We start from the raw sequence: 14,979 nt of genomic DNA, 5'->3' as shown, positions 1-14,979 counted from the left end.
TCTTAAAATGAACGGATGGTGACGGACACCGCCGTGAGACGGGGAGACCCATGAGCACACCGCTGTTCGTCCACGGCACAGGGGCACGGCGATCCGCCCGCGACAGCACGCCCGGCGCCGCCCCGCGGGCGGCCGCATGAGCACGGAGCTGTCCGGCATCACCCCGGAACGCACCCGGGCCGTCCTCGTCGGCGTGGAGAGCTACGGCGGCGACCCCTTCCACGACCTCGACGGCTCCGCCCAGGACGCCCTCGGCCACGCCCGCTGGCTGCGCGCGAGCGGCGTCCCCGCCGAGAACATCCGGCTCTGCGTCTCCCCGCTCGCCCACCGCCGCGAACAGACCGAGGCCGCCGCCCGCGAACTCGGCATCCCCCTCCTCGGCGCCGACCACGCCACCGTCCACCGCGTCATCCGGGACGAACTGCCCGAGTGGGACGCCGATCTGCTCTGGTTCGCCTGGAGCGGCCACGCCGCCATCACCTCCGGCACCCCCCGCCACCTGCTCATCCACGCCGACGCCAGACCCTTCGAGGACGCCGCCCTCGACACCGCCAACATCCAGAACGCCCTCCTGTACAACCCGCGCTACCAGCGCATCCGGCACAAGATCGTCAGCATCGACGCCTGCCGCAACCACGTCGAAACCCTGGACGTCTTCGGCGAGAGCCGCCTCGGCGCAGGCCCGGCCGTCCCCACCACCAGCCGCCTGCTCCTGATGCACGCCACCCAGGACGGCGACATCTCCTACGGCGACGAACGCGGCGGCGTCTTCACCCGCGCCCTGCTCACCGAACTCGCCACCGCCCCGGGCCCCTGGCCCCCCGACCCGCGGCCGCTGATCGAACCGGTCCGCGACCGGATGGCCGCCGACACCGACGCCCCGCAGATCCCCGCCATCGACGCCCGCACCTGGGACGCCGAGCCACTGCACTACGCCGGCTACCGCCCCCGCACCCGCCCCACCTGGCTGCTGACCACCGACGAGGTCCTGCGCCGCCTGGGCAACCGGGGCACCTACCTCACCAACGACACCCTCCCCTACGTAGCCCCCGAGGACCCCGGCCACCCCGCCCGCCCGGACAACCTCCTCGCCCGCCTCGACGACCCCGCCCGCGGCAGGTTCGGCGGCCCCGGCTGCGGACTGCTCCTCACCGGTCTCGCCGGCGCAGGCAAGACCCGCACCTGCCTGGAGATCGCCTCCCTCGCCGAACGCAGCGGCTGGCTCGTCCTGCACATCCACGAGGCGGGCGCACTCTCCGCACGCGTGCTGTTCGAAGAGATCCAGGAAGAGCTGAAAGACCGACAGGACCAGCGCGTACTGCTCGTCCTGGACTACCTCGACCAGCACATCCGCGACCAGTCCAGCCTCGACCTGCGCGACCTCGCCGACCTGCTGCACGCCGAACGGGCCGAGGGCGCCCGCATCGCCTGCCTCGCCTCGGTCCGCCCCGGCGCCCTGGCCGAGGTACGCGCACGCGGCTCACGCACCCTGTTCGAGGAGGTCGAACTCGAACAGGCGGAAGGCCATCTGCGTACCGTCGCGGCCCGGATCTTCGAACGGGTCGCGCCCAACGCCCTCGACGCGTGGGGCGCCGACGACATGGCCCGGATCTGCGGCACCCGGCCCATCCTCGCCCTGCTGTTCGCCATCGCCTTCGAAGGCGCCCTCGACCAGCGCGACGGCGACCGGACCGCCGTACCCCCGCCCGCGGAACTCGTCGACTGGCTCAACCGCCGCACCCGCCGCGACATCGCCACCGCCGACGGCGCCCCCCGCGGCGAACCCGACCCCGTCCTCGTCCGGGCCAGCGCCCTCGCCACCCTCGCCTGCGTCCAACGCCGCACCGCCGTCGAAGAAGTCGTCGACCGCTTCCTTGAACACGCCGCCGACACCCACCACACCGGCGAATCCGTCGTCGACAACCTGGAAGCCCTCGGCTGGCTCGTCACCACCGTCGACGGACCCGACACCGTCGACACCATCCACGACATCGTCACCGACCAGCTCCTCGAACAGAGCTGCCTGCCCCAGGCCGTCACCGTCGACACAACCGTCCTGCGCGCCTTCCTCGACGCCCTCCTCGCCGACCTCACCGCCTTCCGACGAGCCGTCGGCCACCTCAGCCGCTGGGCCCACGACCAGAGCGAGTCCGTCCGCAAGAAACTCGCCGCCACCCTCTCCAAATGGCTCACCCGCCAGGCCCCCGACGTCCTCGCCCTGCTGCTGTCCACCCCCGACCAGGGCATGCGCGCCCTCGTCTCGATGAGCAGCGCAGGCCCCTGGCAACAAGCCGTCATCGACACCTGGGACAGCCTCACCGGACCCTGGATCGCCGCCACCACCCAACCCGGCCTCGTCCGCGTCCTGCTCACCGACGCCGTCCGCAACAGCCCCCGGCCCGTCCCACCCGTCCTGCTCCACCACGCCCACACCTGGCTCGACGCCCACACCGCCGACGACCTCGACGCCCTCCAGCTCATCAGCGCCCTGCGCCGCGCCCACGACCCCGACGACCCCGAACACACCCGCCTCGACGCCCTCACCCTCACCTGGCTCCACGCCCACGGCGCCGCCCCCGAGGCCCGCTACGCCCTCCTCGCCCTGCTCACCGCACCCCGCGACGGCGACCCCGCCCCCGGCCCCGGCCCCGAAGTCCTCGACCAGGCCACCCGCACCACCATCGCCCTCGCCCACCAACTACGTGGCCGCCCCGACACCGAACGCCTCATCACCGCCCTCATGCGCACCGCCCGCACCGACGAGGCCGACAGCAACCTCCTGCACACCGCGGCCCGCGACTGGCTCACCCACTACCGCGCCCGGGAACGCGCCACCTTCCTGATCTCCGCCGCCCTGCGCCGCCGCGACCCCGACGTACGACCCGGCCTCGCCGAACAGATCGCCCGCTACGCCCTCGACTGGCTCGACGCCCACGGCCGCAAGGAAAAAGCCTGCTTCGTCCTGCACGACATCCTCAGCCGCCGCGGCCAGACCGCCACCATGGAACGCCGCGCCGTCGAACACGCCCTGACCTGGCTCGCCCGCAACGGCACCACCCCCCAGGCGTCCTTCGTCCTCCAGCCCCTGCTCCAAGTCCTGCGCCGCCACGGCCCCACCGCCGACCCCGGCCACCTCACCGACGCCGTCGACCGGGCTCTCACCTGGACCGACCTCCACCCCAAGGCCCCCGGCGCCGACTTCGTCATACGCAACCTCCTCGAATGGCAGGGCCTGTCCACCCAAAACCACGACGAGGCCGACATCGTCCGCCGCACCCTCGAACCCGCCGTCGACTGGCTGGACTCCTTCGGCGCCACCGCCGACGACGACCGGCTCCTCAAAGCAGTCTTCTTCCGCACCCACGCCCTCACCGAGCACCAGACCGAACGCGTCACCGCCGTCGCCCTCCAACGGCTCCCCGAAACCCCCGAGGAGAGCGACCGGCACACCATCGGCGGCCTCCTGCGCGCCGCCGGGAACCTGCCCACCCCCACCAAGAACCTCGCCCTCGCCCGCGCCACCGCCTGGCTCACCGCCCACGGCACCGCAGTCGACGCCGCCCTCGTCCTCGGCCCCTACCTCCTCCTCGCCCAGCCCGACGAGATCCCCGCCGCGACCAGACGCACCGGCGCCACCCTCGCCCTGGACTGGCTGCGCGACCACGGCCGCACCCCCCAGGCCTTCGCCGTCCTGCGCAAACTGCTCTTCTACTGGGACGTCGCCACCGACACCCTCGACGCCACACAGGTCATGACCACCATCATCGACCACGTCCTCGACTGGCTGGAGGACCCCGACGCCCACAGCCCCCGCCCCGCGGACCCGGCAGACGAACACCCCCTCGACGACACCGACACCCCCGAAAGCCCCCTGAGCTCCGACGACCCCGCCGGCTACCGACGGCAAGTCCTCGTCCGCGTCCTGTTCCGCTTCGGCTCCCGCCTGACCACCACCCAGGCCCAACGCGCCGTCGACATCGCACTGCGCCTCTACCGCGACCGGCCCCGCGAAGAAATCGGCCAGGACAACGCCCTGCACTACCTGCACCGGCTGCCACCCCTGCCCGCACAGACCGAACAGCGCCTCCTGCGCCAGGTCCGCCGCGTCCTCACCCCCGGCATGACCAACCCCGGCGACGCCCGCCTCCTCCAGGCCGCCGTACGCCGCCAGCGCGCCGCCGACAACCCCGACCCCCGCATCGTGACCCGGGCGGTGCAATGGCTCGACCGGCACCACCGCCTCCCCGAGGCCGGCTTCGTGCTCTGCCACCTGCTCCAGTTCGAGCACCTGCCCGACGACGCCGAACAGCCCGCGCTCGCCCACGCCCGCACCTGGCTGAAAAAACACGCCAACACCGAGGACGCCGCCTACGTCCTCGCCCCCCTGCTGCTGCGCATGCAACAGTCCGCCGAACCCGACGACGGCATCGTCGGCCAAGCCCTCGCCTGGCTCGCCGAACACGGCGCGAGCGAACCCGCCTGGCGCGTCATCTCCCGCCTCGCCGGCTACACCCCCGCCGCCAGGCACCGCGACACCCTGCACGCCTACGCCGTCACCTGGGCCGCGGCCAACCCCGACACCGCCGACCACGACCGCCTCATGGCGGCCTTCGCGCCTACGAGTTGTAGGTCTGCTGAGCCCGCTCCAAGCCCTCGATGACCAGACACTCCACCGCGTCCGCCGCCCGGTCCACGAAGTAGTCCAGCTCCTTGCGCTCGGCGGAGGCGAAATCCCTCAGCACGAAATCCGCGACCTGCATCCGCCCCGGCGGACGCCCGATCCCGAACCGCACCCGGTGATAGTCCGAACCCATCGCCTTCGTCATCGACTTCAGACCGTTGTGCCCGTTGTCGCCGCCACCCAGCTTCAACCGCAGCGTGCCGTAGTCGATGTCCAACTCGTCATGGATCGCCACGATGTTCGCCACCGGCACCTTGTAGAAGTCCTTCAGCGCGTTCACCGGCCCGCCCGACAGGTTCATGAACGACATCGGCTTCACCAGGATCACCCGCCGGTTCAGCGGCCCAGGCGGCCCGATCCGCCCCTCCACGACCTGCGCCTGCGCCTTCCCGGCCCGCTTGAACCTCCCCCCGATCCGCTCGGCCAGCAGATCCACCACCATGAACCCGACGTTGTGCCGGTTCATGGCGTACTCCGGCCCGGGATTGCCGAGGCCCACGATCAGCCACGGGGCATTGGCGTCGGTCGTCACGTGCGTCTCCTCGATACGCGCCGGCCGCCGCTTCCCGGAAGGAAGCAGCGGCCGGCGAACAAGTAACTACGGCTTCGGCGCCGATCAGGCCTCGGCGGCCTCTTCACCCTCGGCGGCCTCGCCCTCCGGGGCCTCCTCGGCCTGCGCGGCCAGGACCTGCAGGACGACCGCGTCCTCGTCGACGGCCAGGGTCACACCGCTGGGCAGCGTGATGTCCTTGGCGAGCACCGAGGCACCGGCCTCCAGGCCCTCGACGGAGACGGTGACGGCCTCGGGGATGTGGGTGGCCTCGGCCTCGACCGGAAGCGCGTTCAGCACGTGCTCCAGCAGGTTGCCGCCCGCGGCCAGCTCGCCCTCGGTGTGCACCGGGATCTCGACCGTGACCTTCTCGCCGCGCTTGACCAGCAGCAGGTCGACGTGCTCCAGGAAGCCCTTCAGCGGGTCGCGCTGCACGGCCTTCGGGATCGCCAGCTCGTTGGTCTTGCCGTCGATGTCCAGGGAGATCAGGACGTTCGGCGTACGCAGCGCCAGCAGCAGGTCGTGACCCGGAAGGGTCAGGTGCAGCGGGTCGGAACCGTGGCCGTAGAGAACACCGGGAACCTTGCTGGCACGGCGGATGCGACGGGCCGCACCCTTGCCGAACTCGGTACGGGTCTCGGCGGCGAGCTTCACCTCGGACATAGCGATCACTCCTCGTAGGGTGAGAAACGGACAGGGTCACCCGGCCACGAACGGCCTGCTACGAAGAGCGCGTCGATAACGGACCGCCGTACACATGAGTACGGCCTCCCTCGCCGAGCAACTGCAGCAGTCTACTCGGCAGGGGAGGCCACACCCAAAACGATCTTTCAGCGGAGCCCGACGGCTCCTACTGCTCGTCGAACAGGCTGGTCACCGAACCGTCCTGGAACACCTCACGCACCGCACGCGCGATCGTCGGCGCGATCGACAGCACCGTGATCTTGTCCAGATCGTCCGCCAGCTCACCCGGCGTCGGCAGCGTGTTCGTGAACACGAACTCGCTCACCCGCGAGTTCTTCAACCGGTCCGCCGCCGGACCCGACAGCACACCGTGCGTCGCCGTCACGATGACATCCTCCGCACCGTGTGCGAACAGCGCGTCCGCCGCGGCACAGATCGTGCCACCGGTGTCGATCATGTCGTCCACCAGCACACACACGCGGCCCTTGACCTCACCCACGACCTCGTGGACGGTCACCTGGTTCGCCACGTCCTTGTCACGCCGCTTGTGCACGATCGCCAGCGGCGCACCCAGCCGGTCGCACCAGCGGTCCGCGACCCGCACACGGCCCGCGTCCGGCGACACCACGGTCAGCTTCTCCCGGTCCACCTTGCGGCCCACATAGTCCGCCAGCAGCGGCAGCGCGAACAGATGGTCCACCGGACCGTCGAAGAAGCCCTGGATCTGGTCCGTGTGCAGGTCGACCGCCAGAATCCGGTCCGCGCCCGCCGTCTTCATCAGATCCGCGATCAGCCGCGCCGAGATCGGCTCACGGCCACGGTGCTTCTTGTCCTGCCGCGCATAGCCGTAGAACGGCACGATCACGGTGATGGAACGGGCCGACGCACGCTTCAGCGCGTCGATCATGATCAACTGCTCCATGATCCACTTATTGATCGGAGCCGTGTGGCTCTGGATCAGGAAGCAGTCCGCACCACGCGCCGACTCCTGGTACCGCACATAGATCTCGCCATTGGCGAAGTCGAAGGCCTTTGTCGGGACAACCCCGACACCCAACTGCTGGGCGACCTCCTCGGCAAGCTCGGGGTGGGCGCGGCCGGAGAAGAACATCATCTTCTTCTCGCCGGTCGTCTTGATCCCGGTCACAGCACTGTCTCCTCAGAGGTGTCTCAGCTGGAAGTCGAGAGAACGCACCAGCCCGTCCCGGCTGGTGCGAGAGGCCGTCTCAGCTGGTTAGGTGCGGATGTGCACTTATCACGGTACGCCGTCCCCGACGCACCTGTTTCCGGTCAGCCTTCGCCGTCCGACTCCCGGGACGCCACCTCGGCAGCCTTCGCCGCGGCACTCCCCGGACGCTTACGGGCCACCCAGCCCTCGATATTCCGCTGCTGACCACGGGCCACGGCCAGCGAACCGGGCGGCACATCCTTCGTGATCACGGACCCGGCAGCGGTGTACGCACCGTCCCCGATCGTGACAGGAGCCACAAACATGTTGTCCGAACCCGTCCGGCAGTGCGACCCGACGGTCGTGTGATGCTTGTCCTGCCCGTCGTAGTTCACAAACACACTCGCCGCACCGATGTTCGTGTACTCACCGATCGTCGCGTCCCCGACATACGACAGATGCGGCACCTTCGTGCCCTCACCGATCGACGCGTTCTTCGTCTCGACGTACGTCCCGATCTTGCCCTTCGCACCCAGCCGCGTCCCCGGCCGCAGATACGCGAACGGCCCCACCGACGCCTGAGCCCCCACCTCGGCCCGATCCGCCACCGTGTTGTCCACCCGCGCACCCGCACCCACACGCGTATCGGCCAGCCGGCAGTTCGGACCCACCTCGGCACCCTCACCGAGATGCGTGGCACCCAACAGCTGCGTACCCGGGTGCACCACCGCGTCCTGCTCGAACGTCACCGTGACATCCACCCAGGTCGACGCCGGATCCACCACCGTCACCCCGGCCAGCATCGCCTCGGTCAGCAACCGGTCATTGAGAATCCGACGCGCCTCCGCAAGCTGCACCCGGTTGTTGATACCGGCGATCTCCCGGTGATCACCCGCAACCGAGGCCCCCACCCGGTGCCCCGCCTCCCGCAGAATCCCCAGCACATCGGTCAGGTATTCCTCACCCTGACTGTTGTCCGTACGCACCTGCTTCAGCGCGTCCGTCAGCAGCGCTCCGTCGAACGCGAACACCCCGGAATTGATCTCCCGGATCGCCCGCTGCTCGTCGGTCGCGTCCTTGTGCTCCACGATCGCGGTGACGGCACCGGTCGCCGCGTCCCGCACGATCCGGCCGTACCCGGTCGCGTCCGGCACCTCGGCCGTCAGCACCGTCACGGCGTTGCCGTCGGCGGAGTGCGTGGCGGCGAGCGCCTGGAGCGTGGCGCCGGTCAGCAGCGGGGTGTCCCCGCACACGACGATGACGGTGCCCTCGACGCGCCCGCCCAGCTCCTCCAGACCCATCCGGACGGCGTGCCCGGTGCCGTTCTGCTCCGCTTGCACGGCGGTACGGACGTGCGGATCGACCTCGGCGAGATGCGCGGTGACCTTCTCGCGGGCGTGGCCGACGACCACGACCAGGTTCTCGGGCTGCAACTCGCGCGCGGCGGCGAGCACATGCCCCACGAGACTGCGACCGCAGATCTCGTGCAGCACCTTGGGTGTGGCGGACTTCATACGGGTGCCCTCACCCGCTGCGAGAACGACGACGGCTGCCGGGCGAATGGCGCTCACGGAGTTGCCCTTCGGCTTTTGGGATGGGGTGGGGTGACATCCGCAGGATACCGGGGCGTTTCGCGGGGGAAATGAGAGCGGGCCCTGACTGAGGTGTCAGGGCCCTAACTCGTGGCTCCGCCAGCTGGATTCGAACCAGCACTACAGGGCTTCAAAGGCCCGCGGGCTACCAGTTACCCCATGGCGGATGGCTGCGTCAGACCTTACCTGAGACGCGCCGACGCCTGAGCCACCATTCCTGTCCACCAGCCTTCGATCCGACGGTAGAGCTCGGCCCCTTGTGCCACCCGGATCACCAAGCAGCCCCGGTAGTTCTCGCCGACGTTCTTGCGCACCGTCCTGGGGTTGTGCCTCTTGATCGTCGTCTTCTGGAGGGCCGAGACATCGACGCCCACTACGTCGGCCCAGTACTGCTCGGCCCCTGCCACGTCCGCGGTCAGATGGATCATCACGCGGTACCTCAGGCGCTCGGGCTCCACCCCGAGCAGGGCGAGCCAGGCCAGGTAGAGCTGGATCACGCCTTGATCGCTGTTGACGAAGAGGACGTCCTCCCGTCGGGCGTAGGGCTTGTCCTTCGCGCCCTCGGCCCAGTAGAGGGCGACTCCGGTCAGGAACAGGTCGCGGTCGGACAGCTCACCGATCTGCACAGCTGCGGCAGCCTTGGTTCGCTGACGCTCCGCGTCCCGCACCGCGAGCTCGTGCTCCCAGCGCTTTCGGGCCGCCAGCGTCGCCTGCTCCGTCGGGTCGCGCCGCTCCGGCTTCGGCAGATCCCGCACCCACAGGGAGATCGAACTCTTCGAGCACCCCAGCTCCGCCTGGATCCGGTCGTACGTCCACCCCTGCTTGCGCAGTTCCCGTGCCCTGTCGCGCAGGTCGTCCTTGGCGCGAGGGTGTTTGGTCCACTCCGGGGGAGGCTCGCCCTTTACCAGGCGGTTCAGGATGTCGTTGTTGTAGATCTTCAGTTCGTCCCGGATCTGCCGGAGGCTGTGGCCCGCGCGCCGCAGCGCCACCGCCCGTTCCCGTAAGCCTTCGAAGTCGGCGTACTTGCCTTCTGCATGTGCCATAGGCATACCGTCGGGGCGGAATTGGATCTTCCGGGGTCGAACAGTAAGCGATTCACCAGTTCGAGGGATTTCGGGGCGTTCCGCGTCCGGGCGGTCACTCGGGGTGGTGTAGGCCAGTACCGGAAACTCGCCGGAAAAGCCGCGCCCCGCGCCCGTAGGCTGGAGGCATGACCGCGACGGGGGAAGACGACACCGGGGCCCGCACCGGGCCGTGGTGGTGGGCGAGGTGGCGCAGTGCCGCGTTGGACATCGGGCTGGCCGCCGTGTCCGCGTTGGAGTGCGGGGCGAAAGGGTTCAGCTTCGCCGCGGACGCGGGGATCCCCGCTTTTGTGGGTGTGCTGTTCGGTGTGCTGGCCGGTTCGGTGCTGGTGGTGCGCCGGCGGTGGCCCATCGCTGTGGTGCTGGTGTCGATTGCCGTGATGCCTGCCCAGATGGGCTTCTTGATGATCCTGGTGGGTCTGTACACGCTGGCCGCTTCCGAGCTGCCGCGGCGGATCATCGGGGCGCTGGCGGCGATGGCGACGGTCGGGATGCTGATCGTGACGTTCGTCTGGCTGCGTCAGGGTGTGGATCAGGGTGATCTGGAGTTCGGTGGCTGGTTCGTGCCGTTTGGTGCGATCACGACGTCGCTGGGTATGACGGCGCCGCCTTTGCTGCTGGGTCTGTATGTGGGGGCGCGGCGTCGGCTGATGGAGTCGTTGCGTGAGCGTGCGGACAGTCTGGAGCGGGAGCTGCAGTTGCTGGCGGAGCGTGCGGAGGAGCGTGCGGAGTGGGCGCGTGGTGAGGAGCGCACGCGGATCGCGCGTGAGATGCACGATGTGGTGGCGCACCGGGTGAGCCTGATGGTGGTGCATGCGGCGGCGTTGCAGGCGGTTGCGCGTAAGGATCCGGAGAAGGCGGTCAGGAATGCCGCTTTGGTGGGTGACATGGGCCGTCAGGCGTTGACGGAGTTGCGCGAGATGTTGGGTGTGCTGCGGTCGGGTGGTGATGCGGCGGCCGAGCGGCGTGCGGGGGTGCCGTTGGTGGCGGTGGGGGCTGCTGCTGCGGCTGCGGCGTCGCGGGAGGTTTCGCGGGCCGCGGAGGAGTCCGAGGGGCCGTCGCTGGCGGAGCTGGATGAGTTGATCGGGCAGTCCGCGGCGGCGGGGATGGTGGTGGCTCTCTCGGTGGAGGGGGATGCGCGCAGTTATCCGCCGGAGGTGGAGCAGACGGCGTATCGCGTGGTGCAGGAGGCGTTGACGAACGTGCACAAGCATGCGGCGGGGGCGAAGACGTATGTGCGTCTGGCGCATCGGGTGTCGGAGATCGCGATGCAGGTGGAGAACGAGCCTCCGCCGGAGGCGGCGTCTTCCGCGCGGTTGCCGTCGGGCGGCAATGGTCTGGTGGGTATGAAGGAGCGGGTTTCCGCTCTGGGTGGGGTGTTTGTGTCGGGGCCGACGGATGCCGGGGGGTTCCGGGTGTCGGCGGTGATTCCGGCGGCGTGAGGTTTTCGGCTGTCAGGGGGCGGTGAGCCGTACGGGTTCGGTGCCTGCGACGAGGGTGGTCAGGGCGGTGTCGATGTCCGGGCCGAGGTACCAGTCGCCGGTGTGGTCGAGGGTGTAGACGCGGCCTTCGGTGTCGATGGCGAGGAGGGCTTGGCTGTCGGTTTCGGCGCCGAGTGGGCAGACCTCGGTGTCGAGGGCGCGGCCGAGGTCGTTGAGGGTGCGGGCCATGTGCAGGCCGTGGAGTGGGTCGAGGTGCAGGGGTACGGGGGCGACCTGGCGGCCGGGTCCGGTGGGGTTGATGTGGAGTCCGCCGAATTCGGCCCAGGCTTCTACGGCTGCGGGGAAGACGGTGTGGCGGTGTCCGGCGGGGGAGGTGTGTTCGCGCAGGGTGTCGGCCCAGATTTCGGCTTGTTTGATGTCCCAGCGGCCGGGTTGCCAGCCGGCGGCGCGCAGTGCGGCGTCGACGGGTACGGGGAATCGGGTGGTGGACGTGCGGTCCGGGTGCATCTGCCCTCGTTTGTGCGGGTGTGCGGGTGTGCGGGTGTGTGGATAGGGGGCTGGGGCGGGTCAGCCGTCGTCGCTCGCGGGGTCGATGACGCGTACGCCGAAGTGGGCGCTGAGGGCGGCGCAGGCGCGGCAGGGTGGGGCGAAGCCGCCGTGCAGTGGGTCGCCGTCCTCGCGGATGTGGCGGGCGGTGAGTTTGGCTTGTTTGAGGGCTTTGCGTGCTTCGCCGTTGGTCATGGGTTTGCGGGCGGCACGTTTGCTGCGGGTGGCGTCGATGTTGGAGATGTGCCGGGAGATGAGGATGGTCTCGGCGCAGCGGCCGGTGAAGCGGTCGCGTTGGGCGCTGGTGAGGGTGTCGAGGAAGTCCTGGACGAGTGGGTGGAGTGCGGGTGGCTGGTCGCCGCGGGCGGCGGTGCCGGTGAGGGTGGCGCCGCGCACGGAGAGGGCGGCGGCGATGGTGGGGAGTATGCCGTCGCGGCGGTGGCGCAGCGTAGGCGTGTCGGGGGCTTCGGTGGCGCTCCAGCCGATGCGGGGGTCGCCGGACGCGGGGCCCGCGGTGGTGCCGGTTTTCGGCCCGCCGTGTGGTCCTGTCTGCGTCGCGTTCATGATCGTCATCCCCTCCCGAGCATCCCCCCGGACGACACAGAGTGCCAAATGCCGTGGCTGGTGCGGAAGCTGGGGCGGTGCGACACGCCCGGGTTTGGGCGGGCTGTCACGGTGGGGTGACGGCTGGTCACGGAAGCGGAGGGGCCGTGACCGGTGCCCGGTGACCGGTGTCGCGGTACCGCATAGGCTGTCGGCACCGCGATCCATGCGGTTGACGCGTGGAGAGAAGTCGATACGGGGCGTAGTGGCCGAAGGAGGTCATCGCGCGCCGTACCAGAATGCCGCAGGGGGCAACCGCCATGACGACAGGTCGGCTCGGGCTGGGGACGCCTCCCGGCCGTCAGGCCGGGGGACACGCCGCGCCGCCGAACGCCGCCTATGCCGGGCAGGTCGTGCATTTCCCGGATCCGGTGAGGGCTGCCCGTCACCCGAGAGGGGTACGGGTGGACGAGCACGGCTATCCGGACTTCTCGCCGTATGCGCGGGCGGCCGCGGAGATCGCGGAGCCTCCGGAGGGTTTCGGTGTCGATGAGTTGCGGCTGACGGATTACGTGTCGGCGAATGCGGCGCTGGCGGCGACGGGGCACGAGTTGTGGGACACGGTGCCGTCGGTTGCCACGCCGCACGGCTGGACGTGGCATCACGTGGCCGGTACGCGTCGTCTGGAGCTGGTTCCGGTCGAGGTCAAGGCGTTGCTGCGGCATCACGGCGGGGTGGCGACGGCGGCGGTGGACCAGGACAAGCGGGGTACGCGGCCGTTGCAGGAGACGCGTCCGGCGCATTTCGGGCTGCCGAAGTCCGGGGTGGCGGTGAGTGAGTCGCAGGTGCTGGGTGTCGAGGAGGATCTCGGTTACCGGTTGCCGGGTGCGTACCGCTCGTTCCTGAAGGCTGCGGGTGGCTGTGCGCCGGTGGGGTGTGCGCTGGATGCGGAGCTGGGGCTGCTGATCGACCAGCCGTTCTTCACGGTGCGGGACGAGGCGGCGGTCAATGACCTGGTGTACGTCAACAAATGTCTGCGTGACCATCTGACCAAGGACTATCTGGGTGTCGGGTTTGTCCAGGGCGGTCTGCTGGCTGTGAAGGTGAAGGGCGAGCGGATCGGGTCGGTGTGGTTCTGCGCGTACGACGATGCGCGGGATGTCGATCCTTCGTTGCCGCCGGCTGAGCGTGTGGAGCGGTTGTTGTTGCCGTGCGGTGAGGATTTCGATGCCTTCCTGTCCCGTCTGGCGGGTTCTCCGCCGGAGTTGGAGACGGTGGCGAATCTGATGGTCGACGGTGGTTTCGCCCGTTCCGTGCCGGTGTCCGGTGCGGTGTCCGATTCCGTGTCGGGGGAGTGAGTTTCGCGATGGTGACGTTCGCTCAGGCGCAGGAGCGCGCCGAGGAATGGATCAACGGTGATGTGCCGGCGTATCAGCATCGTGAGGTGCGGGTGCGGGAGTTCGATCTGGGTTTTGTCGTCTGGGCGGAGGACCGTGCGGACGGGCCGCGTTCGGACGGTGGGGCGCAGCGGCTGGTGATCGCCCGGGACAGCGGGGAGGCCACGTTGTGGCCCGCGCTGCCGGTGGGTGAGGTGATCCGGCGGTACGAGGAGGAGTACGGGCGGCTTGCGGATGCCGAGCCGGAGGCTGTGCCTGCGGCGCCTGCGCGGGTGGATCTGAATCAGACGTCGTTCTTGTTGACTCCGCCGGAGTGGTTGCAGGAGGCGGCGGATCAGATGGGGATTCCTGGGCGGCGGGGGTCGGAGACGTCCGGGGGTTCTGGGGCTGGGGCTGGGGCTGGGGTCGGGTCGGCGCCGGGGGCCGGATCTTCTTCTTCCGGTTCTGCTTCTGAGGAGTTGGCGCGGACGCAGGCTGGGCCTGTCGGTGCCGGGGCTGCTTCGGGTGCCGGGGTGGGTGCCTCTGCTGCCGGTTCTGTTGCCGGTGCGGAGGAGTTGGCGCGGACGCAGGCCGGGGTGCCGGGGTCGGGTACTGATTCCGGGACGGGTAGTGCGGCTGCGGCGAGTGCGCCGTCTTCCGCGCCGGGGGCGCCTGGTGTGTCCGAGGGGAGCGCGGCCTGGCCGGATGCCCCTGGTGCGAGTGGTGACGGTGAGGGCGCGGGGGCTTCTTCGGGGGCGCCCAGTGTTCCGAGTGCGCCGGGTGCGACTCCGTGGGCCGGTACGGACACGAACGCGGACGCGGAGGAGGACCGTTCCGTCCCGCTGCCCGCGACGGTGTTCGCGCCGCCGTTGAGCGAGGTCGACGACAGCACGCCGCCGCCTGCCGCGCCGGACGCGAAGACGGCGTTGATCTCGGGCGGCAGCCAGCTGCCGCGGACGACGGTCGCACCGGCGCTCGACGACGCACACGCGCCGGGCGCGCTGGGCGGCACGCCCGCGCCCGGAGTTCCGAGTGCGCCCGGCGCGCCTGGTGTGCCCGGTGGTACGCCCGCGCCGGGTACGCCCTCCTACGGGCACCCGCACGGACCGGGTGGTGCGGGTGGGCCGGGTACGCCCCCTCCGGGCGCCCCCGCGCCCGGTGCCACGCCTCCGCCTCCGTCGAGCACCCCCGCGCCGGGTCGGCCTCTCGCGTCGAACGCCGGGGACATCGCGGATGCCGCGACGAGCAAGGCGGCGCCTCCGCCGAACCGTGCGCGGGGCGGTGCGACTCCGCCGCCTCCTCCGGGCGCCCCGGG

General features: G+C 70.2%; 10 protein-coding genes, 1 tRNA gene and 1 pseudogene. 4 read left to right on the top strand and 8 right to left on the bottom strand.

Going from position 1 to position 14,979, the window contains the following annotated elements; all coding sequences use genetic code 11:
• Positions 1-136: 136 nt before the first annotated feature.
• Positions 137-4,660, top strand: coding sequence for a caspase family protein (locus GA0115233_RS20340; protein WP_093721689.1), 4,524 nt, complete (start codon positions 137-139; stop codon positions 4,658-4,660).
• Here the strand turns inward: GA0115233_RS20340 and pth are convergent.
• The 6 genes from pth to GA0115233_RS20310 form a co-directional block, all read right to left on the bottom strand.
• Positions 4,617-5,213 (bottom strand): aminoacyl-tRNA hydrolase, encoded by a 597-nt coding sequence (pth, locus tag GA0115233_RS20335; protein WP_093721688.1) that lies wholly within the window; start codon positions 5,211-5,213, stop codon positions 4,617-4,619. The genes GA0115233_RS20340 and pth overlap by 44 nt on opposite strands.
• Before the next feature lie 84 nt (positions 5,214-5,297).
• Positions 5,298-5,894 carry a 50S ribosomal protein L25/general stress protein Ctc gene (locus tag GA0115233_RS20330; protein ID WP_093721687.1) on the bottom strand — a complete coding sequence of 199 codons (597 nt, stop codon included), beginning with the start codon at positions 5,892-5,894 and terminating at the stop codon, positions 5,298-5,300.
• Positions 5,895-6,081: 187 nt separating this feature from the next.
• Entirely contained in the window at positions 6,082-7,062 is a 981-nt protein-coding gene (locus GA0115233_RS20325) for a ribose-phosphate diphosphokinase (RefSeq protein ID WP_093721686.1), read from the bottom strand.
• A gap of 143 nt (positions 7,063-7,205) precedes the next feature.
• Positions 7,206-8,654 (bottom strand): bifunctional UDP-N-acetylglucosamine diphosphorylase/glucosamine-1-phosphate N-acetyltransferase GlmU, encoded by a 1,449-nt coding sequence (glmU, locus tag GA0115233_RS20320; protein WP_093721685.1) that lies wholly within the window; start codon positions 8,652-8,654, stop codon positions 7,206-7,208.
• Positions 8,655-8,766: 112 nt separating this feature from the next.
• Positions 8,767-8,842 (bottom strand) — tRNA-Gln (locus tag GA0115233_RS20315).
• A gap of 15 nt (positions 8,843-8,857) precedes the next feature.
• Positions 8,858-9,718 carry a hypothetical protein gene (locus GA0115233_RS20310; protein WP_093721684.1) on the bottom strand — a complete coding sequence of 287 codons (861 nt, stop codon included), beginning with the start codon at positions 9,716-9,718 and terminating at the stop codon, positions 8,858-8,860.
• 167 nt (positions 9,719-9,885) lie between these two features.
• Between GA0115233_RS20310 and GA0115233_RS20305 the strand changes: the two genes are divergently transcribed.
• On the top strand, positions 9,886-11,199 hold the full coding sequence (locus GA0115233_RS20305) for a sensor histidine kinase (RefSeq protein WP_093721683.1): 1,314 nt from the start codon (positions 9,886-9,888) through the stop codon (positions 11,197-11,199).
• Positions 11,200-11,211: 12 nt separating this feature from the next.
• Here GA0115233_RS20305 and GA0115233_RS20300 read toward each other — a convergent pair whose 3' ends face one another.
• Together GA0115233_RS20300 and GA0115233_RS20295 are read right to left on the bottom strand one after the other, a co-directional pair.
• Entirely contained in the window at positions 11,212-11,706 is a 495-nt protein-coding gene (locus tag GA0115233_RS20300) for an SUKH-3 domain-containing protein (RefSeq protein ID WP_093721682.1), read from the bottom strand.
• 60 nt (positions 11,707-11,766) lie between these two features.
• Positions 11,767-12,318, bottom strand: coding sequence for a YwqJ-related putative deaminase (locus tag GA0115233_RS20295; protein WP_093721681.1), 552 nt, complete (start codon positions 12,316-12,318; stop codon positions 11,767-11,769).
• A 290-nt stretch (positions 12,319-12,608) separates the two neighbouring features.
• Between GA0115233_RS20295 and GA0115233_RS20290 the strand changes: the two genes are divergently transcribed.
• Complete coding sequence (locus GA0115233_RS20290) at positions 12,609-13,646, top strand: SMI1/KNR4 family protein (RefSeq protein ID WP_093721735.1); 1,038 nt, start codon at positions 12,609-12,611, stop codon at positions 13,644-13,646.
• 8 nt (positions 13,647-13,654) lie between these two features.
• Positions 13,655-14,979 (top strand): annotated as a pseudogene (locus GA0115233_RS41815) (hypothetical protein); the annotation flags it as partial.

This window comes from Streptomyces sp. DI166 (assembly GCF_900091315.1).
GTDB classification, from domain to species: Bacteria; Actinomycetota; Actinomycetes; order Streptomycetales; family Streptomycetaceae; genus Streptomyces; species Streptomyces fuscus.
This window is presented reverse-complemented; position numbering and strand designations above follow the sequence as displayed.